Annotated in this window: 17 protein-coding genes and 4 pseudogenes; 8 read left to right on the top strand and 13 right to left on the bottom strand. The window is 60.7% G+C overall.

Features of this window, described 5'->3' with window-relative positions; genetic code table 11:
- Positions 1-55: 55 nt before the first annotated feature.
- The 5 genes and pseudogenes from AC6CIG_RS24030 to AC6CIG_RS24010 all read right to left on the bottom strand — a co-directional run.
- Positions 56-745 (bottom strand): hypothetical protein, encoded by a 690-nt coding sequence (locus AC6CIG_RS24030; RefSeq protein WP_437405459.1) that lies wholly within the window; start codon positions 743-745, stop codon positions 56-58.
- A gap of 170 nt (positions 746-915) precedes the next feature.
- Positions 916-2388, bottom strand: coding sequence for a molybdopterin-binding protein (locus tag AC6CIG_RS24025; RefSeq protein ID WP_498323967.1), 1473 nt, complete (start codon positions 2386-2388; stop codon positions 916-918).
- Positions 2276-2887 carry a molybdenum cofactor guanylyltransferase MobA gene (mobA, locus tag AC6CIG_RS24020; protein WP_498323984.1) on the bottom strand — a complete coding sequence of 204 codons (612 nt, stop codon included), beginning with the start codon at positions 2885-2887 and terminating at the stop codon, positions 2276-2278. The genes AC6CIG_RS24025 and mobA overlap by 113 nt, the downstream gene beginning before the upstream one ends.
- A gap of 4 nt (positions 2888-2891) precedes the next feature.
- Complete coding sequence (locus tag AC6CIG_RS24015; protein ID WP_026169086.1) at positions 2892-3764, bottom strand: formate dehydrogenase accessory sulfurtransferase FdhD; 873 nt, start codon at positions 3762-3764, stop codon at positions 2892-2894.
- A 70-nt stretch (positions 3765-3834) separates the two neighbouring features.
- A pseudogene (locus tag AC6CIG_RS24010) lies at positions 3835-3986 on the bottom strand (P-type conjugative transfer ATPase TrbB); the annotation flags it as partial.
- 675 nt (positions 3987-4661) lie between these two features.
- Between AC6CIG_RS24010 and AC6CIG_RS24005 the strand changes: the two are divergent.
- The gene (locus AC6CIG_RS24005) at positions 4662-5924 is read left to right on the top strand and encodes an epoxide hydrolase family protein (RefSeq protein WP_498323983.1); all 1263 of its coding nucleotides are present in this window, start codon (positions 4662-4664) and stop codon (positions 5922-5924) included.
- Positions 5925-6250: 326 nt separating this feature from the next.
- Positions 6251-7036, top strand: a complete 786-nt coding sequence (locus AC6CIG_RS24000) for an alpha/beta fold hydrolase (RefSeq protein ID WP_440854273.1) — start codon at positions 6251-6253, stop codon at positions 7034-7036.
- Positions 7037-7280: 244 nt separating this feature from the next.
- Here the strand turns inward: AC6CIG_RS24000 and AC6CIG_RS23995 are convergent, their stop codons facing one another.
- On the bottom strand, positions 7281-7865 hold the full coding sequence (locus AC6CIG_RS23995) for a GNAT family N-acetyltransferase (protein WP_498323966.1): 585 nt from the start codon (positions 7863-7865) through the stop codon (positions 7281-7283).
- A 368-nt stretch (positions 7866-8233) separates the two neighbouring features.
- Between AC6CIG_RS23995 and AC6CIG_RS23990 the strand changes: the two are divergent.
- A pseudogene (locus tag AC6CIG_RS23990) lies at positions 8234-8356 on the top strand (GMC oxidoreductase); the annotation flags it as partial.
- A 198-nt stretch (positions 8357-8554) separates the two neighbouring features.
- Here the strand turns inward: AC6CIG_RS23990 and AC6CIG_RS23985 are convergent.
- The 3 genes and pseudogenes from AC6CIG_RS23985 to AC6CIG_RS23975 form a co-directional block, all read right to left on the bottom strand.
- Positions 8555-8785, bottom strand: a pseudogene (locus tag AC6CIG_RS23985) (SMC-Scp complex subunit ScpB); the annotation flags it as partial.
- Between the two features lie 33 nt (positions 8786-8818).
- Positions 8819-8989, bottom strand: a complete 171-nt coding sequence (locus tag AC6CIG_RS23980; RefSeq protein WP_498323986.1) for an invasion associated locus B family protein — start codon at positions 8987-8989, stop codon at positions 8819-8821.
- A 196-nt stretch (positions 8990-9185) separates the two neighbouring features.
- Positions 9186-9446 (bottom strand): annotated as a pseudogene (locus tag AC6CIG_RS23975) (helix-turn-helix transcriptional regulator); the annotation flags it as partial.
- Between the two features lie 333 nt (positions 9447-9779).
- On the opposite strand from AC6CIG_RS23975, the gene AC6CIG_RS23970 reads away from it, so the two are divergent.
- Complete coding sequence (locus AC6CIG_RS23970) at positions 9780-10634, top strand: type IV toxin-antitoxin system AbiEi family antitoxin domain-containing protein (protein ID WP_498323965.1); 855 nt, start codon at positions 9780-9782, stop codon at positions 10632-10634.
- Positions 10624-11541, top strand: a complete 918-nt coding sequence (locus AC6CIG_RS23965) for a nucleotidyl transferase AbiEii/AbiGii toxin family protein (protein ID WP_440854270.1) — start codon at positions 10624-10626, stop codon at positions 11539-11541. The genes AC6CIG_RS23970 and AC6CIG_RS23965 overlap by 11 nt, the downstream gene beginning before the upstream one ends.
- A 46-nt stretch (positions 11542-11587) precedes the next feature.
- On the opposite strand, the gene AC6CIG_RS23960 is transcribed toward AC6CIG_RS23965, so the two are convergent.
- Positions 11588-11995: a hypothetical protein gene (locus AC6CIG_RS23960; RefSeq protein ID WP_498323964.1), complete on the bottom strand. Its 408-nt coding sequence runs from the start codon at positions 11993-11995 to the stop codon at positions 11588-11590.
- Between the two features lie 93 nt (positions 11996-12088).
- Here AC6CIG_RS23960 and AC6CIG_RS23955 point away from each other — a divergent pair, with 93 nt between their 5' ends.
- Positions 12089-12700: a TetR/AcrR family transcriptional regulator gene (locus tag AC6CIG_RS23955; protein ID WP_440854269.1), complete on the top strand. Its 612-nt coding sequence runs from the start codon at positions 12089-12091 to the stop codon at positions 12698-12700.
- A gap of 38 nt (positions 12701-12738) precedes the next feature.
- Positions 12739-13965, top strand: coding sequence for an MFS transporter (locus tag AC6CIG_RS23950; protein WP_498323963.1), 1227 nt, complete (start codon positions 12739-12741; stop codon positions 13963-13965).
- 67 nt (positions 13966-14032) lie between these two features.
- Here the strand turns inward: AC6CIG_RS23950 and AC6CIG_RS23945 are convergent, their stop codons facing one another.
- Together AC6CIG_RS23945 and bla are read right to left on the bottom strand one after the other, a co-directional pair.
- Positions 14033-17008, bottom strand: a complete 2976-nt coding sequence (locus AC6CIG_RS23945; protein WP_498323962.1) for an NAD(P)-dependent oxidoreductase — start codon at positions 17006-17008, stop codon at positions 14033-14035.
- Between the two features lie 127 nt (positions 17009-17135).
- Positions 17136-18122 (bottom strand): class A beta-lactamase, encoded by a 987-nt coding sequence (gene bla / locus AC6CIG_RS23940; protein WP_498323961.1) that lies wholly within the window; start codon positions 18120-18122, stop codon positions 17136-17138.
- On the opposite strand from bla, the gene AC6CIG_RS23935 reads away from it, so the two are divergent.
- Entirely contained in the window at positions 18054-19250 is a 1197-nt protein-coding gene (locus tag AC6CIG_RS23935; protein WP_498323960.1) for a LysR family transcriptional regulator, read from the top strand. The two genes, bla and AC6CIG_RS23935, sit on opposite strands and share 69 nt — an antisense overlap.
- A 176-nt stretch (positions 19251-19426) precedes the next feature.
- Here the strand turns inward: AC6CIG_RS23935 and AC6CIG_RS23930 are convergent, their stop codons facing one another.
- Positions 19427-19690 (bottom strand): hypothetical protein, encoded by a 264-nt coding sequence (locus tag AC6CIG_RS23930; RefSeq protein ID WP_100673320.1) that lies wholly within the window; start codon positions 19688-19690, stop codon positions 19427-19429.
- Between the last annotated feature and the right edge of the window lie 209 nt (positions 19691-19899).

The following is a 19899-nucleotide window of genomic DNA, read 5'->3' as shown; positions in this document are numbered from 1 at the left end:
ACCAGGTGCCAACGGGCTATTCGTCTGGGCACAATTCCGGCATCTAATCGTTCTCCTACGGGCCGCTAGTCCCGGAGGGATTTTGAGCTGCGCCTGAATTCTGCTGATACCGGATATCCAATGCTGCCAATGCAATCAGCGGCGGTGGCATGGCAACGCCGGCAACTCTCATCTTCCGGGCCGTCTTTTGGCATTCCGCGATATCGTTCGCGTCGGCGAGTTGCTGGGCCGCTTCCATGCTCAGCACAGATTCCTTTGGCGTGCTCATCACATCGGCGGGCGGGAGCGGCGCTGCCCGTGACTCTTTCTGCGGTGCGTTTGCAACCGATCCGGCATTCGCCTGATCCTTGCCCGGCTCAGGCGCATCGGTTGCGACGCCGTCCTGTCCGGTAACGGCCTGCGCCGAATTACTCCCGCCGCCCCCCGAGGGGTCTTTGCCGGTGGTGGTCGTGCCAGCCAAACCGGCCGAGCCTTGCTGGCTCGAGGCGGGCTGCGGAGGCTTTGCCTGCTGAGCGGCCGTCACGGCAGTTTTCTTCGCATCGGCAGCTTGAGGCGCGTCTGGAGGGGGAGCCTTCATGAAGCCAAGAATCTCCTGACACAGGTTGGCCGGACCGCCTGGTGGCGAGGCAGCCGCCTCTATTGGCGAGGCAGATTGGGGAGATAGAGGCGCCGGTGGCGTCGCAGTCTGCGCCAGGCAAGTTGAAGTTGAGAGTGCGAACGCTCCCGCGAGAATGATTTCTCTCATCGCTAGCTCCTTGTCTTGTTGATCAGGCAGCGACTATGGAAATTCCTGCTTAACATGCGGGATCATCGCTTAACTTGCAAGTTCAACGGTAACCGCTGGCACCGATTTTAGGTTCCATCGTTGGCACTCCGAGCCCTTGCGGTAGCGTTGTCCTCGTCCGTTTTGATGGACTACAATCCAAAAGAGCAGTAGGGAAGGAACCGAACGGGATCGCCCGGTGCGACCCGACGGGCGCCATCGGCAAGTTCGACAAGTCCGGTGGCCCAGGAAAGCCCGCTGACCCGCCCCGAACCTTCCGACCGGAAAACCTCAGCGTGACCTTCCGGCGTCAATCGCGCCCGCAGATACTCACGCCGGCCTGCGTGCTTGTTCTTTTCGAAAGCGGCCGGAACCGTGAAACTCATTGGCTCCTCCCATCCCTCGCCGGCCAACGCGGAGACGGCCGGGCGGCCGAATATTAGAGCGCAGATGAAGGCCGCGACCGGATTTCCCGGCAGGCCGAACACCGGAACACCCCTCCACAAGCCAAGCGCCAACGGCCGGCCCGGCTTGACGGCGATACGCCAGCTTTGCATCACACCGGCCTCCTGTAACAGCGCCGAGACATGATCCTCGTCTCCCGCCGAGGCCCCGCCGGAGGTGAAGATTACATCTGCCTCTGTTGCCCCTCGGTCAAGCCGGGCGGCCAGTGCTGCTCGGTCATCGCCGACATGACCAAGGTCTACAGGCGCATGGTCCCAGCGCCGAGCCATTGCCAGAAGCATCGGCCGATTGGCGTCATAGATGCGGCCGACTTCCAGAAGGGCTCCGCCAGCATCCGCGGCGATCTCGTCACCGGTGGACAGCACACCCAAGCGCAGCGGACGGAAAACCGAAACCCTTGTCGCGCCAACGGCAGACAGCAGCGCCAGATCTGGCGGGCGCAGGCGATGCCCGGCCGGCAATGCGACATCGCCGGCGATCACGTCCTCGCCGGCCTTACGGGTATTTGCTCGCATCTTGATCGGACCGTAGAAGGCTATGCGGTTGCCATCGGTGGCGGTATCCTCCTCCAGTACCACCGTGTCGACCCCTACGGGAAGAATTGCTCCGGTCAGGATGCGGACCGCCATTCCCTCCGGCACAGGGCCTAAAAATGGCACACCCGCCGCCGCACGGCCTTCGATCAGCGGCAGCGTCTGGAGTCCCTCGCCGGTAGCCGCATGGGCAAAACCGTATCCATCGACGGCTGAGTTGGCGGCGGGCGGATTGGAGCGACGTGCAACTGCATGGTGCGCCAAAACGCGGCCGAGCGCATCAGAGACGTCGAGTTCCTGGATATCCACAACAGGAGACAGGTTTGCCCGTAGCAGGCCGAGCGCAGTATCCACAGGGGTCCAATCGACGCCCGGCGGCAGGGCGAAACAATCGTTCTTCAAGCGTGGTGGCGTAAGCGGAGGAGGCGTCATCGACATCAGCAAGCCCAATGAAAAACGAGACCGACGGCGCCGATCTTTCGTGTGCTGGTACAGTCGACCGCGTCGTAGAAGGTCATGCCAAATCTCCGTGCAGAATCGCATTGGCGCGCACCATGTCCTGCGGCGTGTTGACATTGAAAAACGGATCGAACGGCGCCGACGCAAACAGTGCAGTCGCGGTGCCATGCCGATCGGCCCAAAGCATGATCTTGCGAAGCCCGCCTGAAAGTTCGGCGTGGAGGTCCTCGCGCAAACCGACAGGCCACAAACCGAAGGTGGGATGGTGGCGCAGCGATCCCGCCTCGTCCGGAGAGGCGGCCAGCGCTATTGGAACCTTCTTTTGTGCCGCCGCGTCGCTGAGCCTGGTCACTAGGTCACGGGGGAGGAAAGGCGTATCGGCCGCCGCAGTCACGATCGCATCCGCGCCCTCTTCGGCCGCCCACTCGAGGCCCGCGAGAACACCCGCCAGGGGCCCAAGGTAATCGGGCAGCGTATCGGCAAGCACAGGAAGCCCGAAATCTGAAAAGCGCGCTGGATCCCCATTGGCGTTAATCGCAAGCTCCGCGCATTGCGGCGCAAGCCGTGCATGTACATGACCGAGCAGCGTTACATCGCCGAGCCGCAGCAAGCCCTTGTCGCCGCCACCCATACGAGTGGATCGGCCTCCGGCCAGTATGACACCCATAATTTTAGTCAATTAGTGCGCCTTTGCGGCGGTGATGTTTCTCATCCTCAGGTACGGTTTCGGGATCAGCATCCCAGATCAGCCTCTCCTCTCCCGTTAAACAGACGAAGCGTTTACCACGCATGCGTCCAATCAGTGTCAGCCCTACCTGGCGCGCAATCTCCACGCCCCAGGCCGTGAAGCCTGAGCGCGACGCGAGCACCGGAATCCCCATCATGGCGGTCTTGATAACCATTTCGGACGTAAGCCGTCCGGTGGTGTAGAGAATCTTGTCTTCAGCTCCCACTTTCTCGAAGAGCATCCAGCCGGCGATCTTGTCGACCGCGTTGTGACGACCGACATCTTCCATATAGACCAGCGGTCGGTCCTCCTTGCACAGCACCGTTCCATGGATCGCTCCAGCTTCAAGATACAGGCTCGGCGTAGTGTTGATCGTGCGGGCCAGCGTGTAGAGCCACGACGTCCGCATTGGCGCGGCCGGCAAGGTCAGCCCCACCAGGCCCTCCATCATATCGCCAAACACCGTACCTACAGCACAGCCACTCGTGCGGGTCTTCTTCTTGACCTTTTCTTCGTACGTCGTGCGGCTCTCGGTCCGGACGACAACCACGTCAAGTTCCTCATCATATTCAACATCGGTAACTGTTTCTGCAGGATCTAGCATCCCCTGATTACGCAGGAACCCGAGCGCGAGGTATTCCGGGTAGTCGCCGATCGTCATAGCCGTGACGATCTCCTGCGAGTTGAGGAAGATGGTGAGGGGCCGCTCCTCGATAACCGAAAGTTCGAGCTTTTCGCCAAGATGGTCCACGCCCATGACAGATCGCGTCAGCCGTGGATTCTCTGTGTTCGGTCCTATGATGTAGTCAGCCGCCATTGGTCACCATCAAAAGAGGGTTGCCGTTATGGGTCTGTAAATAAAGTGCAGTAGCAGGTGATGTCCGTCAAGCAGCCGACGACATCTCGCCTGCCGGTGCGATGCCGTGGCCAAGCGTTCAATGAACAGTTTTCCGTCCGGATTCAGCATGATCTCGGTGACGCTCGGATCATCCAATGCAACGCAGAGCTGATCGCCAAGCGCTTCTTGAAGCTTGCGCACGAGTCGAGGACGGGATCGAAGCTTTGTCGCGGATGTCTCCTTTAAGCTGCTTCATTACGGTGGCCAGCGATTTGAGCGCGATAGTTGGCGGGCCGGAGCTTCTTGAATGTGCTGGTGTCGGCGAGGACCAAGAGCAGGAAGTAGGCGGGCGACTCTATATTCCTTGTCAGCCGGTGAGACTCGTACATTAACAATTGTAGAATAAGTAGTTGATTTTGCGTAGTAATAATGCGGCGAAAACGCAACAAAGAATGGCCTAATCAACCGATTCCGGCCCGGACGGTGCTGAAAGAAATCTCGATGGTAACGCTGTTCGGCATTATGCGAAAAGCCATCTAGCAGGACACGCCCGATCCGGATGCGGCGTCTTCAACTGCAAGGTCTTAGTTGATGGTGAACACCTTTGCTCGGGGTTATCGACAGCCCCCATTCGGGCGACGCGCCGCTTTAACTCCGGAATTCTTCGTATGGAATCGTGTCAAAGCCGCTCAGTAAACGCTTTGATACAACTGCATAAAATCCTGAAACAGGGCAGATACGTCAGGTTCGTAGATCCCGCTCCGCACTGATTGTTGTCAATCGACACAGACAAGGAGAGGCCACATGACTGCTATCGACACATTGTCCCGCCGGAATCATATTGCTGACCGCGCCATCGCGCTTGCTATTGGGTCCATGATGCTGCTGCCGGTCACAGCCCTGCGAGAGGCAAGTGCCGCTGAAACCACCTTAGTCAGTTCCAAGAACCAGCAGGCGGATGAAAGCATTCGCCCGTTTCAAATTCATGTCCCGCAGTCTCAGCTCGACGATCTTCGCAAGCGGATCGCGAACACGCGTTGGCCGGATAAGGAGACTGTCGGCGATATCTCCCAGGGCATCCAGCTCCAACGTGTTCAGGAACTGATTCGCTACTGGGGAAGCGAGTATGATTGGCGTAAGGCCGAGCAGGAACTGAATGCCCTGCCGGAATTCATTACCACGATTGACGGGGTCGATATCCAGTTCATCCACGTCCGGTCGCGTCACCCAAACGCCCTCCCCGTCATTTTAACGCACGGCTGGCCGGGATCGCAGTTCGAGTTCATCAAGACGATTGGTCCACTTACCGATCCAACCGCCTACGGTGGTCGCGCGGAAGATGCGTTCGACGTCGTGATCCCGTCGATTCCCGGTCATGGATTCTCCGGCAAGCCTACCGAACTCGGATGGGGACCGGAGCGGGTCGCGAAAGCTTGGGACGTGCTCATGAAACGTCTGGGATATTCGACCTATGTTTCCCAAGGTGGCGACCACGGTTCGGTGATCTCTGATGCGCTGGCGCGGCAAGCTCCGAAGGGCTTGCTCGGCATTCACCTCAACATGCCCGCGACTGTTCCAGGGGAGCTGATGAGGGGCATCAATGCAGGCGATCCGGCACCGGTGAGCTTATCGCAGCCCGAAAGGGAAGCCTATAGGTCGCTTAGCACGTTCTTCGGCAGGAACGCCGCCTATGGCGCAATGATGGTGACCCGCCCGCAGACCATCGGCTACTCGCTAGCGGACTCGCCATCCGGTCTAGCGGCGTGGATTTATGAGAAATTCGTTCAATGGAGCGACAGCAACGGCGTGCCTGAAAATGTCCTCTCCCGGGACGAGATGCTCAACGACATCACCCTCTATTGGCTGACGAACGTCGGTGCGTCGTCGTCGCGCTTCTACTGGGAGAACAACAACAACAACTTCAGCTCCGACGCCCAGAAGACCAAAGACATCAAGGTGCCCGTGGCAATCACGGTGTTCCCGAAGGAAATCTACAAGGCACCGGAAAGCTGGAGCAAGCAGGCATACCCGTCTCTGGTCTACTACAACCAGGTCGAAAAGGGTGGCCATTTCGCTGCCTGGGAACAGCCGCAGCTGTTTGCCGAGGAACTGCGGGCCGCATTTAAGTCGATGCGTTAGACTCCAATTCCACATCGGTGCGGCTTCCTTCCGGAAGCCGCACGTTCGCTTTGCGGGCTTCGTCCTGCCCTTCAGCGATGATGCCCATAGCGTATGCTATGGCTCATCCCCGCGCTTCTCGCCGGCTCCGGCATCGCCGCGGGGATCGAGTTGCGAGCGTCCGCGCCCCTCCTGCGGCGACGCCCTCGTTATGAAAATTTGTAAGCAGATGTACGGCTGCGTTCTCGCGACAAACTTCGTTACACCGCCGCGCGTTTCGAACATAACGCGGATACACCCGAAAGCTCGTATTCGCGGGTCACTTCAAGCGAAAGGAGATCGATCACATGTCCCGCTACACGCATATCCTCGCGGCACTGGCAGCGAGTGCTCTGGCCCTTGCTGGGCCGGCTTTTGCCGGTCAGAAGCCTACTGTCGTACTCGTCCATGGTGCGTTCGCAGAATCGAACAGCTGGAACGGTGTCGTGCGGGAGCTGGAAAAAGACGGCTATCCGGTCGTAGGGGCCGCCAATCCGCTCAGAAGCGTCAAGGGCGATGCTGATTATGTTTCGGCCATTCTCTCCGGGATCAAGGGGCCGATTATTCTTGTCGGCCATTCCTACGGCGGCAGCGTCATCTCCAGCGCCGCGAACGGTCATGAGAACGTCAAGGCTCTGGTCTTCGTCGCGGCGTTTGCGCCGGAAGCGGGAGAAACCGCCATCGATCTCACCGGAAAGTTCCCCGGCAGTACCCTGGGCCCTACCCTCGCCCCGCCGGTCACCCTGCCGAATGGAGGTCATGATCTGTACATCGACCAGAACAAGTTTCCCGATCAGTTCGCCGCAGACGTTCCGCTCGTTGAAGCCAGGCTCATGGCAGCGGGACAACGCCCTGTCGCCGAAGCCGCGTTGAAGGAGCCGGCTGGCGCGCCTGCCTGGAAGAAAATCCCGTCCTGGTTTGTTTATGGCGACGCTGACAAGAACATTCCGCCTGCCGCGATGTCTTGGATGGCTGAGCGCGCAAAGTCCAAAGAGACCGTGGTCGTCAAGGGCGCTTCGCACGTCCTCATGGTTTCCCATCCGGAAGCTGTCTCTCACCTTATCGAGAAGGCCGCAGCGTCGGGCGAGAAGTAGTCGCAAAGCTCCCGACGACATTATCGCGCGTCGGGAGAATACACCCCACCATCTTAGTGCGGTTCATCAAAATGGTCAGCCGGCGCCCGCCCTACGCCCTGGTAGTAGGGAAGATAGCGGCGCAGGCAGGAAAGACGCGCCTTGCCGAAGCAGCAGTGGCTTCGAAGTCGTCGCGGATCGTGCCGCAGACCACCGGAAACGGCACTTCTGGCAAGGGACGGGCGACTCTCCGACCGATTGAAGCTCAACGCGGCGGCCGCAGCATCGGGACTAGCGTCGGCGACGAACCGGCCTGGATCGCGCCGAGCGGTTCGAAGCCGTAGCGTCGATAGAACGGAATGTTGCGCGGGTTTGAGGATTCCAAATAGGCTGGCGCGTGATCGCGATCGCACCGTGCGAGTGCGTACGCCATCAAGGCGTCGCCGTGACCTTCGCCTTGATGCGCCGGGTCGACGCCGATCAGGGGCAGGTACCAATGGGGTTCGGTCGGGTGGTACGTGGCCATCTGTTCGAATATGGCCGTGGCTTCGGGGGCAAGAGAGCGGGCAACCGTGCTCTCGAGCACCGCACCAAGCCCCTCCTCGTCGGAATGCACCCCGGGCGATAGCCACAGCGCCGCCCCGGCGTGGCCGTCGGTGCAAAAGGCGGTTCCGTTAGCGAATGCGCTGCTCCCGAACGCCCGGATCATTCGTGGCATGGCCGCAAGGTACTGGTGTGCATGCGGCCAGGTCCATCGCGCCATGGGATCCGCTGCAAACGCCAGCACGACCGTTTCGATCGCCAGATCTTCCTCGGCCGCGGCCATAACTCTCACCGTTGGCGATTTCACACTGCCCTCCTGACGCAGGTGGTCCGACGAGACGCCCGTTCTCAGCTACGCATCGTAACCCGGATGGCGTGGAAGCGATACCGGTTGCTGCCGGCTCAGCGGTTCCGGATTCGCTTCGGTCCATTCTGGCCACAAACGACAGTCGGCTTTGAGGGAACAATGACCAGAAGCGGCTGTTAGGGGGACAAAGCTCGAGCGGAGGTAGTAGTTGTGATCCACCATGTCTCGGTAGGGCCGAATGATGTCGGGCGCTCGAAGCGCTTCTACGATGCCGTTTTGCCCATCGTCGGCCTTGTGCCAATGGACGAAGACGAAGGTGGACTGGCTACGGAAGCGTCACTTTTCGGTTCAGCGTTCAGGTTCCGATTGGGCTGAAGCGGCTGCGGATCGCGGATGCCTCGGTCATGCCGTCACTGACCAGCGGTAATACCAACGCCCCCACCATCATGATCGGCGAAAGAAATGCCGATTTCATCCTGCGCGGTATTTGAATCCGGCTGCCTGACGCCCTGGCGTCAGGCCTTCGGCGTGGAGAAGGTTTCCAGCAGGTCCACCAGCTGTTCAAAACGTTCCTTGCCGAAATTGGCCTCCAGATCGGCAAAGATCTTGGCGCTATCGGGCGTGACCTTGCACAGCATCTCTCGCCCGGCAGGGGCGATTTCCAGCATCACGCGGCGGCCATCGCTGTCGTACGCGATACACGTCAGCACCAGGCTCTCGCTCAGCGACAGCGGCCGGAGGTTATCGCCGAGCCTCGTCGCGACCCAGATCGCGTCACCAAACGACTTTCGCGTGCGATGCTGCCAGCCGCCGGCGACCTTGACCAGCTTATACGGGCGACCGCGCAATTCCTCGCGGATGTCGTCGATGATGAGATCGAGATTGCAGTCGCGCCCGACGACCCGCGCCAATGCCTCTCGTTTTCATCGCTCTGTTGCAATGGAGGTTGGGCGTCAATGCTCTTCACGGCACCGCGAGGACTGACCGGTGGCCTTGTCATCGACCTGGAGGCTGGCGCCTTTCGCGAGTGCCAGCCCGAAGGGCAGAACCAGTATGCCGCTGAATTTGCCTTTGGCTGGCGCGTTGAGTTCGACGGCGAGAATACGCTGGCCATTGGCGGCCAAACAGGTCCACACCGGCGCGCTGCAAGGTTGTCGCGAAGGTTCGCCAGTAAGCCGGGACATGGGCATACCCCCCTTGAAACCGCATGGCGAGAACAGGAAGGTCTCGGTGCCGATGCGGCTTGGTAGCCTCCGCAAAAGCGCGATGGCGGAGACTAGGTTGAGGGGCTCTCGTTGCGGCGAGCAACCTTGCCTTACGAGGCGGCACTCCAAACTGCCGGACAAAATCGTGGTTGAAGGCCGCCTGGCTTCCGTATCCCGTTTGGAGAGCGATATCGAGAATGTTCTGGTCGCTACGGGTAAGAAGCGCGGCCGCTAGGTTCAGACGTAGACGGCGCTGATAATTTCCCAGCGTATCCCCGAGTGCACGTTTTAGCCGGCGATTGAGCTGGAACGGGCTTAGGCCCACGGAGCTTGCCAGGTCGGCGAGACCCAAGGTCGGGGAATTGATTGCCTCCATCTGAGCCAGAATTTCAATGATTTCAAAGTCATCTAAAGCTTGCGGCACTTGAAGGCCAAATTCGGACCCCGAATTCGGGAGCAATAAGGGTTCCATCCACGAATGTCCTGCTGCTTGTCATTTCGACATCGTAAGCTCTTCTACGCCATATTAAAAAAGGTGATGTGATACAGCTCTTCGTACTCACCTTCAGAAGCCGCGCCAACTTCGATAAGGGGCGCCCGGCCGAACGTGAATGCCCAACTTTGAATTCGTTATTAGGCGTCAATCAAGGATTGACAGTTATGTCATGCAATAAAGTTCCACTGGCGCTGACTTTAACTTTATGCCAAAATGTCAAATATGCGTGGACGACCCGAACCAAAGCTAAAGCGGCTTCTCCAAGACGTGCCTCCCGGTTTCCTGGTGGATACAGGGTGGATGACCCGTCATGCCATCTCGCGGCAATCCGTTTCCGGATACATCAAACAGGGATGGCTCGAGCCCGTCATGACGGGCGTGTACCGGCGTCCATTCTCGTCAGACGCCAACCCAGAAGCCGCCACCGGTTGGAAAATACCCCTGCTCTCGGCCATCTGGCTCATGCAGCATAGATTTCATGTCGGCGGGGCAAGCGCTCTCTCCCTGCGGGGCCACACCCACTACCTTTCCCCCGGCCACGAATTCCCCCTCTACCTCTATGGCGCCGACATCCCGGCATGGCTGACGAAACTGCGCACCGACGCTCGCATCTCGGTCAGACGCAACGCCCTGTTTGGCGACAGCGCGATAGGAGTGGAAAATTCCGACTTCAGCCTGTCGAATGAAGACGATCCGGAGCTGGCGCAAAGCCCATGGCGCTGGCCGATGCCGATGTCGTCCCCCGAACGCGCAATCCTCGAGATGCTGGATGAACTCCCGAAGGGCGAGAGCTTCCATATAATCGACATGTCATTCGAGAGCCTCGCCAATCTGCGTCCGAGGTTGCTGACGATGCTGCTCGCGCAATGCCGGAGCGTCAAAACCAAGCGCCTTTTCTTCGTCTATGCCGATAAGCACAATCATGCCTGGCGCCGGCACATCGACATGTCGGCGGTCGATCTCGGCAAGGGCGACCGGGCGCTAACGCAAGGCGGTCGGCTGCACCCCCTCTACCGCATCACAATTCCGACCGATCTCATGCCGCAGGAGACCCCGCATGGCACGTGAGCAATACATGCGCCAGGTCGATCTCCTGGTGCGGACCCTTCCCTTCATCGCGCGACACGACGCCTTCGCGTTGAAGGGTGGTACGGCGATCAACCTCTTCTACCGCGATATGCCGCGGCTCTCGGTCGACATCGACCTGACCTATCTGCCGATCGAGGATCGTTTGACGACGTTGAAGGGCATCGACGCGGCGCTCGAACGCATCCGCGAGGATCTGCAGCATAATCTCCGCGGCGTCGCCGTCCAGAGAATTGCCGGCGGCGGCAACAACGACACCCGCGTCCTCGTCAGACAAGGCGGCGCGGAGATCAAGATCGAGACATCGCCCGTCGCGCGGGGAACCGTCCATGCGCCGGAACTGCGCCGCGTGAGCCCATCTGTGGAAGATGCATTCGGCTTTGCCGAGATGCAGGTCGTTGCGTTCGAAGACCTATTCGGCGGAAAGCTTCATGCGGCGGTCGACCGGCAGCATCCGCGCGATCTGTTCGACGTGAAGCTGCTCTATGAAAACGAGGGGCTGACCGACCCGCTATTCCGCACCTTCCTGATCTATGTCGCGAGCTCGGGGCGCCCGCCGCACGAGCTGGTGAGACCATCTCTTGCGGAGCTCGACGACACCTTCGTCAAGGAATTTGAGGGCATGACTATCGAGACCGTCAGCTTGGATGACCTGAAAGCGGCGCGAGCCAGGTTGATGACTGACATCCGCGCCCGGCTTGACGAGAAGGCTATGCGCTTTCTGCTGTCTCTGCATAACGGTGAACCGGACTTCGAGGCTATCGGCCTGCCCCAAGCAGCAGATCTTCCGGCTGTACGCTGGAAGCTGCTGAACTTGCAAAAGCTAAAAGAGCAGAACCCGGCGAAACACGCTGAGCAACGGCGGGAGATCGAGGGAATTCGGCCATAAGGGCTCCGCCGCCGGAACCCGGGCCTCAAGCTATGCGCGTTCGCGCTCACTCGACCGGCGGGAATTCGGCCTCACGTGTCCGCGCCGCAACCACCGAGGGGCGCGCCGCGATCCGATGCATGTAGTAGGCAATTCCAGGCCAAAGTCCGAGTTCGATCGCGAACACTGGCATCCAGCCGAGGATCTTGAAAGGAACCCTGATCGCAGCCTCATCCCGTTTGCAATACGACCATTTCAGGTGCTCCCGCACAGTGATGAAGTCTGCTTGTTTGAGAAATATAGGTGCCGACTGGCCGTAGGCTGTGCAACGGCTAGAGCCTCGGAAATCATGGCATGCAAACACCGAACTCGACCGGATCGGCAGACCACTGGTGGCCGAATGCTTTTGCGGTTTGCTCGATTCCGGCAGGACGTCGAAGAGATCGGCGATGTTTCTAAAAGTTGCACCCTGCACTGCAACTGCTCGTCATGAGAACTCAAGGAGGCGCTTGACCAAGTCGATTCCGCGGCCTATTAGGAAATGAACGTTTCCTAATAGGTCGATCAGATGAGTTTCGAAAGCATCTCTCCTCGCCCCGCCGGGCGGCCACGCGAATTCGACATGCACCAGGCTCTGGATGCGGCGATCCGCATATTTTCCGAGAAGGGCTATCACGGGACCTCGATCGCCGAGCTCAAGGCGGAAATGGGACTGACCGCCGGCAGCATATACAAGGCGTTTCGTGACAAGCGTGACGTCTTCGTCGCCGCCTACGACCGCTATAAGCAAATCCGGGCCGATCTTCTGGATGAGGCGCTGTCCTCAGCCTCCACCGGTCGCGAAAAGATCGCCCGCGTCGTCGGTTTCTATGCCATCTCCGCCTGCGGCGAAACCGGCAGGCGTGGATGCCTGGCCATTGGCGCTGCCGTGGAACTGGTTCTGTCGGACGCCGAGATCGCCGAAAAGGTGGCCGGACACAATCGCCATCTCGTCTCCCGGCTCGAAGGTTTCATCCACGAAGGCCACCAAGACGGTTCAATCCGCCAGAACGTCGATCCTGCGGGGACCGCGCTTGCGCTGTTTTCCTATCTTCAGGGCGTCCGCATCGCCGGCAAAACCGGAGAGCTGGAAAACCAGATGCTCGCTTCCGCCGAAGCCGTCCTGCGCATTCTCGACTGATTGAACCGTCCGCCTCCTGCCTCCCAAGGAACTCTTCAATGACAGCTCCCGTATCCATCGCCCAGACGCAGCATCCGGCCGGGCTTTCTGCCGGCATGACATTTCTCATGGCCGCCGCCTGCGGCCTGATTGCCGCCAACCTTTACTATACCCAGCCACTCGCCGGCCCGATCGCACTCGACATCGGCCTGTCGGCAGAGGCAACCGGCCTGATCGTTACCCTGACCCAGATCGGTTATGGCATCGGATTGCTGCTGCTCGTGCCGCTGGGCGATCTCCTGGAAAATCGTCGGCTGATCGTGACAATGATCGGACTGGTCACTCTTGCCCTGATTGCGGCCGGTCTCTCGACCACACCCGGGCCTTTCCTCACAGCTTCGCTTGCCATCGGTCTAGGCTCCGTTGCAGTCCAGATGATCGTGCCCTTCGCTGCCAACCTTGCTCCGGATGCGGCTCGGGGCCGCGTCGTCGGCAATGTCATGAGCGGGCTGATGGTCGGGATCATGATGGCGCGGCCGATTTCCGGGCTGATCGCCGGCCTCAGCTCCTGGCATGCCGTTTTCTATGTTTCGGCCGTCGTCATGGTCGGGCTGGGCAGCCTGCTGTGGGTGCAGCTGCCGACCCGCCGACCGGCGGCCCGGATGACTTACGGCCAGCTCATCAAGTCGATGGGCAAGCTCCTCGCGACGCAGCCGGTCCTGCAGCGCCGCGCCGCCTATCAGGCCTGTCAGTTCGCTGCGTTCAGCCTCTTCTGGACCGTCACGCCGCTCTATCTTGCCGGCCCCCGCTTCGGGCTTGGTCATAACGGCATTGCGCTTTTTGCCCTGGCCGGTGTCGCGGGCGCAATTGCTTCCCCCATCGCCGGGCGCCTCGCGGATAAGGGCTTGATCCGGCCGGCGACGGCATTCGGCCTTGTCGGTGTAGGAGCCGCTTTCCTGATGACGCAGGTCGCTACCGAAGGGTCCACTACCGCGCTCACGCTTCTGACGCTGGCGGCGATCCTGCTCGACTTCGGCGTGACCATGACCTTGGTGACCGGGCAGCGCTCGATCTACGAACTCGGCGCGGAGTTGCGCAGCCGGCTCAACGGCCTGTTCATGGCCATATTCTTCACGGGCGGCGCCATCGGCTCTGCCCTGGGCGCCTGGGCATTTGCCTTCGGCGGGTGGTGGCTCGCCTCCATGATCGGGCTTGCGCTGCCCGCTACGGCGTTAGCTATCTTCCTGACCGAGAAAATCGATCAGGAAAGAGCCCTGAAGCACTGATCGAATTCAGATTTACGGCCACGCCCTGCGCGTCAAGCGCGAACGGCGTGGCCGGATGACGATCGGTCTACTCCTCCACCGGTCCGTAGAGACCGAGCCGGTCGAGCAGCGCCCGCTGACGATCGACACTTTCGACGAGCAGGCCGGTATAGCGATCGATGATCCGGCCGCGGTGATCCGGGTCGGCAACGGCGGCGAGCGCGCCCAGGATTGCCGCAACCCTTTCCGACGTCTGCCGCAGTTCCACCAGGAGTTCCGCCTTGCCACCGACCTCGGCGACCAGCCGCTTCGTTACGCGGCCGATGCCGGCGGGCGTGCGGCTGCCCGCCGATACGTAGCCCTCGGGCAGATCCCCCTTGAGATTGGTGACCGACTTGAAGCGGATGACATCAAAGATCTGGTCTACCGCCTGTTTCGCGCCGGTCACGCGCGAAGGATGATCCGTGTCGGCTGCCGCGTGAGGGAGGAGTTCCAGCCGGCCCTTATGGCGTTCCTCGAGCGTCAGGTAAGGCAGCATCGGGCCGCTGAGCTTGCCGGTTGCGACGTCCTTGAAGAGGTCGGCATCGATCGCCGCATGCGCGATCTTGCCTGTCGACAGCGCCTCGTCAAGCGCGGCGGTATCGACCACCTCGCCCCGGTCGTAGTTGACCAGCACGGCGCCATCCTTCATCGCGCCGAGCACTTTCTGATCGACGGTTCCGGCGTTGGAATAAAGACCGGTCACCGGATCCAGGCGTCCGAGACCGATATGGACGGAGAGCACGTCGGCGCCGGTTGCCGCGGCTACGGCACTTTCGGCATATTCGAAGCCCTCTGTCTCGATCCAGTGCTTGTGGTGGTGGCGGGCGTAGATCGCGATATGCATACCGAAGGCCTTGGCGAGCTTGGCGACTTCACGGCCGATATTGCCGTAGCCGAGAATGGCGATCCTGCGGCCCTCGAGCTTGGCGGTCGGGAAATCCTTGAGCTGACGGCCGGTATCGAAGTCGCCCTCTGCGACCATCCGGTGCAGCCTGTCGACCGGCAGGTCTGGAACGACCTTCAGTATCGCCTTCATCGCCATCTGGGCGGTCGCGCGGCTGTTTATGCCCGGCGTGTTCATCAGCGGCGCCTGGCCCCCCTCGCCATTGCCGCCGCCCCAGGAGGCCGAGCCCATGTTGCCGGTGCCGGCGCCGATGCGCACTCCGCCGAGCGGGAATACGGAAGCTTTCGGAATGAAGGTCGCCGCCGCAATCAGCGCGTCGTACTGGCCCTTGTCGGTCTGCGGCAGAATTTCCGCCTCGGTGCTCAGGTCCGGCTGGTAGAAGAAGTGGATGCGGCCCTTCTCCAGGGCAGACCGGTCGCCGATCGGCCCCAGGTGGAACACGCCGCCCTTTTCCTCGATATAGGCCTTCACCTCGCCGTGATCCGGCCGGCCATCGGCACCGAAGCGCAGTCCGACCAGGTCGGCGATCAGCACGGTGTAGGCACGGTCGGGGTCGTCCTTGCGGACGGCCTCTCCGGCTTTGGCAGGGGCTTCGAACGTGACGCCCTTCTTCGCCAGTTCCTCTTCGAGGACGACGATCTTGGCGCGCAGATAGGCGTATTGCAGGTTCTCCAGCAGTGCGACGACGTCGTCTGCCTCGCGGATGCCGCCGACCCAGGCGCGATAGTCCCCGGGTGTGCCGGGGAAGGCATTGACGTAGCGGGCCGCATCGAGGCCGGGCTCGTACTCGCCATTCGGATGGGTGATGCCCTCATAGCCGAGCAGCTGCTTCGAACGTGCAATGATGCGGGCGTGGATGTCTGTATCTGTGATGTCCTCGTCGACCACCTTCAGGAGCGTCACTGCCGCACCGCGACGCTCCGGATCGGCAACGGTCAGCTTCAGGAGCGGATGCGTCTCCACCCACTCGTCGATCACTTTGCGATTGGCGGCGGAGCGCCGGTTGAGCTCGACCACGGAGCCGACGCGCGCCTCGGACTGCAAGAGACCGAAGGTGGTCTCGGCGAACGCGAGCGCGCTGTAGGTATTTATGACGCCGCCGAGCATGCGGTCTTCGGCGGCATCGTAGAACGGGCCGGCGTCGACAGAGCGCTTGGCCGAAAATGGCTGCCTCGGGTCGACCGGCGGCGCGATCTTCAGCTGGCGCGGGATAGCCCAGGCAGGGTCTTGCTGGTTCTTCTCGATCAACGTCAAGGCATGCGGCGTGAAGGAGGCGACGAAATAACCCGAGACCCCGCCGATCGCCTTCTGGAAGGGCATGAACAGGCAGCACTTCGCCATCACGGCGCTCACCAGTTCCGGTTCCCACGGCATGGCGCCGAGCATCGAGGTGGCATCGAAAACCGCATGCCGGTTGGCCGGATCACCGTCGATCCACTTCAACAGTTCGCAAATCTCGCCGCTGGTATAGGCATTGGCGCCGGTCGTCTCGTGCCCGACGCCGACGAAGATCGACACGCCGAGGGCGGAGAGCTCCTCTGCCGTCGGAATCACGCCTTCGGAGGCTGCGAAATGAATTCGGCTCTCGCAGCCCTTCTCGGCGAATCGCTGCATTTCGACGAGCTGGGTCGCCCAGGACTGGCGGAAGAAGCCCGCGGCTCTCGAAGGATCGCTCTCTGGCCGCGGCGTATCGACATAGACGCGTTGGGAGGCGTCGTTGGCGTTCATCAGGTGCTGGACGCAGACAGTGAAACCGCTGTGGCCGCCGCCGAGACCCACTGCCATACGGTTCGTCTTCGGAAAACCGAAATAGCGATGGATCGCCCGCATCATGTCGGTCAAAATCTTGTCGGCCGGATAGCCGCGATGCATGCTGCGGGAGATTTCCGCCGTGGTAAAGCCGCCGATATCATTGCCGCTGTCGTCGAACTTGCGATAGGTCTTCTCGATCCAGGCGTCGAAGGCGATCCGCCGCAAGCGGCTGTCCACCTCATCGGTGGTCGCGTCAGTGATCGGGCCGACGCCGAAGAAAGGATTGGACGGCAGCTTCGGCGCGCCATTCCTCGTCAGTTCGAGTGCCTTCAATCGCTGTTCCTGCATCTGCGCGCTGTTCGTCATGATCTGCCATCCATTGTCGAGGCCTGAGGATGCGCGATAGTGGATCGAACGGAGCATAAACAAGACCTCATCTGCGCCGATCAGCACGCGGAATGCGTCATGCCCGTGCTCGCGAGTACCCGTACTGTTATTCGTAGGCTGCAGTGATGGCTCGAGCCGCGGCCGCGATGACGGCAGCACGTTCGGCCTGACCGGCGCGAGACTCTGCAACGAACGCAGCCACGGCAATGCGCCTCCCGTCTGGCGCCGTCAGAATGCCGACATCATTGGTCACACCATTGATGCCCCCACGGGTCTGGCTCGTGCCTGTCTTGTGCCCGATACCCCATTCTGGAGGGATGCCCGCGCGCAGCCGATCGGGAAAGGTGGTCGTTTGGCTCATGACCGTCAAAAGGAATTCCGTCGAGCCCGCAGTCAGGAGGCTGCCTGACGCAAGGCTGTACAGGAAAGCAGCCATGCCGCGGGGCGTCGCGGTGTCGCGCGGGTCTTTGATGTAGGCCTCGAAGGCGGTTTGGCGGACTGCCGCGGGGACTTCCCTGCGCGCCTGCTCCAGCCTCTGCGGAAAGACGAACTCTGGCTGCCACATCAGCCCATCGGTCTCAGTTTGAAGCTCGCGCTCGGTTCGGTCGATTCGGACGCCCGTCAGTCCCGCCTTTTCGAGGAAAACCTGTATCGCCTTCGTCCCACCCAGGCGGGCGATCAACACGTCCGTAGCCGCACTGTCACTTGCGACGACCGCCCGGCGCACAAGATCCCGAACACTCGTCTCAAAGGAGCCATGCCTGGCGACGATATCGGCGATGGGCTGGATGTTTACGCTCAGGTCTTCGCGCCTGATGGTGATTTGGTCGTCCAATCGGATACGCTGTTCGTCGACCGCCTGCATGACGGCTGCAGCGACGACCAATTTCATGACACTCTGCAGAGAGAAGCGTTGAGCGCCGTTCACACAAACAGGCGACTTAGGCCGGTCCTGCACGCAAATGCCGACGCGGCCGGGATGCGCGTCGGCGAGTGTCTCGAGCTCCAGACGAAGCCGGTCCGTTTGGGTGATCTCGCCTGCGAATATTCGAGAAGAAAAGAGGTTTATGAGAATTGCGACCGCAGCGGTCATGCAGATGTTTCTTGGCATGCTCTCACCAATGAAAGGATGTGCTTCGAGCAAGTTGTTGCCATAGGATACAAACTGAGCCAAATGATAGGATCTCAGCGTAACCTGAATGAGATTCACTTTATGGACTGGTGCAAGGTCGACCTTAACCTCTTGAAGGTGCTGGCGGTCATGTTGGAAGAGCGGAGCGTTGCCCGCTGCGCCGATCGTCTTTTTGTCTCTCCCTCTGCAGTCAGCCACGCACTCGCCCGGCTGAGAACGATGTTCTCGGATCCTCTCTTTGTACGCAGTGGCGGGGCGATGTTGCCTACAATTCGTGCGCAGAGCCTGGAACGCTCGCTTTCGCTCCTGAGTACGGTTTTGAACGCCGAGCTCGAAAAGACGCGAGGGAGCCAATGCACCACGGCGTTCCATCCGGCCGAGTCGGTGAGAGATGTTAAGATCGTTTCACCCGGGGCATTGGAGCTTACGCTGGTGCCGGCCGTTATAGCCATATTGCACGAGCAAGCTCCAAACTGGACACTGAGAGTGGAGCCGTTTGAACGGCGCAGCTATGAATCAGATCTCGCGACCGGTCGCGTCGACTTCGTGCTTTCCATCGGTGGAACCACGCCTGTCGGAGCATTGGTGGACGGAATCACCTTATGGGAGGACGAACTCGTTGTCCTCGCCGGTCCGCGTTCGGATCTCTACGATTGTGCCGATCGGATTTCGACCGAGCTTTTTCTAGCCCATCGGCACGTTTATCCGCTTCCGTGGCCAATTTCCCAGAACTACCTTGATGTGGAGTTGGCGCGGCGCGGGCAGCACCGCAATATTGCCGTCTCGCTACCGAGCTATGCCGCACTTGGCCATCTGCTGGAAGCCACCGACCTGGTTTCGTCGCTGCCGGACCGTTCCGCCCGCGCGCTGATGCGCAGCCATGCTGATCTAAAACTGCTTCGCCTTGAACCAGCGCGACGATCGGAGCTCTCGCTCCTCTGGGGGATCGCGGCTGCTCAAGAACCGGCGATCGCGTGGATACGGGACATCATTCAACGTGCCGCGGGCGAGCTAGAGAGCTTCCCGGACAACGCGTTGCCGGTGACCGGCGCATCAGCCGGTCGACCGTCGCTTAGGCCTATTCGATAGGCCTGTCGTTTCATCGGGTTTGCGTCCGAGTCTGCGCATTCGTTGAAGACCCAACGAGGGCCGAAGCGTCTTCCGCGGTTGCACTCAAAGGCGAGATCTCGAAAAGAGTGGCAGCGCCGCACCCTCCGTCGACGCCGCCACTTCTGTGCAGGAACTCCGTCGGCATTCTGCAGGAGCTATTGCTGTCCGCCGCCCGAGGGCGCTGGCGTCGCCGTGCCGCCTGAAGGCGCCGATGTTTCTCCACCAGACGGAGCCTGAGGCGCTTCGACGTTCGGCACGTTCACGTCGACATCGGTATTCCCGCCGCCTCCGCCGCCGTTGAACAGGTCGCCGCCGAACAGGAACAAGGCTCCGACGATCAGCAGAACCACGATCACTGCGACGGCCCAACCAGCACCGTTGCCTCCGGTATTCACAACTGTTGGTCCTCTATCAGCCATGTTGTTTCTCCTTGTCGTACATTCCTTCATCGAAACCATCACAGAAGATTTAAGTTCCCTGAACGTAGGTAAAAGAAGAAGATGGCGACAACAGTTCCGACAAGGAAATCGGTGATCGCGTTCGCCTCGGAGCCAACATTCGGATGGCGCAGGTTTGTCGCGAGATATCTACTTCAAGACACCTTCACAGGTGCATTGAGTCAGTAATG

It is taken from the genome of Sinorhizobium sp. GQ132, assembly GCF_059758575.1.
The sequence above is the reverse complement of the archived record's forward strand: the minus strand, read 5'-3'. Positions and strand labels throughout refer to the sequence as shown.

Bases quoted from the DNA above. Each gene is read 5' to 3' on its own strand.
- AC6CIG_RS23970 (WP_498323965.1), top strand. From the start codon at position 9,780: ATGTCAAATATGCGTGGACGACCCGAACCAAAGCTAAAGCGGCTTCTC.
- mobA (WP_498323984.1), bottom strand. From the start codon at position 2,887: ATGGGTGTCATACTGGCCGGAGGCCGATCCACTCGTATGGGTGGCGGC.
- AC6CIG_RS23950 (WP_498323963.1), top strand. From the start codon at position 12,739: ATGACAGCTCCCGTATCCATCGCCCAGACGCAGCATCCGGCCGGGCTT.
- AC6CIG_RS23965 (WP_440854270.1), top strand. From the start codon at position 10,624: ATGGCACGTGAGCAATACATGCGCCAGGTCGATCTCCTGGTGCGGACC.
- AC6CIG_RS23945 (WP_498323962.1), bottom strand. From the start codon at position 17,008: ATGACGAACAGCGCGCAGATGCAGGAACAGCGATTGAAGGCACTCGAA.
- AC6CIG_RS24030 (WP_437405459.1), bottom strand. From the start codon at position 745: ATGAGAGAAATCATTCTCGCGGGAGCGTTCGCACTCTCAACTTCAACT.
- AC6CIG_RS24005 (WP_498323983.1), top strand. From the start codon at position 4,662: ATGATGCTGCTGCCGGTCACAGCCCTGCGAGAGGCAAGTGCCGCTGAA.
- AC6CIG_RS24000 (WP_440854273.1), top strand. From the start codon at position 6,251: ATGTCCCGCTACACGCATATCCTCGCGGCACTGGCAGCGAGTGCTCTG.
- AC6CIG_RS23930 (WP_100673320.1), bottom strand. From the start codon at position 19,690: ATGGCTGATAGAGGACCAACAGTTGTGAATACCGGAGGCAACGGTGCT.
- AC6CIG_RS23955 (WP_440854269.1), top strand. From the start codon at position 12,089: ATGAGTTTCGAAAGCATCTCTCCTCGCCCCGCCGGGCGGCCACGCGAA.
- AC6CIG_RS24025 (WP_498323967.1), bottom strand. From the start codon at position 2,388: ATGGCACCGCGACTGCACTGTTTGCGTCGGCGCCGTTCGATCCGTTTT.
- bla (WP_498323961.1), bottom strand. From the start codon at position 18,122: ATGACCGCTGCGGTCGCAATTCTCATAAACCTCTTTTCTTCTCGAATA.
- AC6CIG_RS24015 (WP_026169086.1), bottom strand. From the start codon at position 3,764: ATGGCGGCTGACTACATCATAGGACCGAACACAGAGAATCCACGGCTG.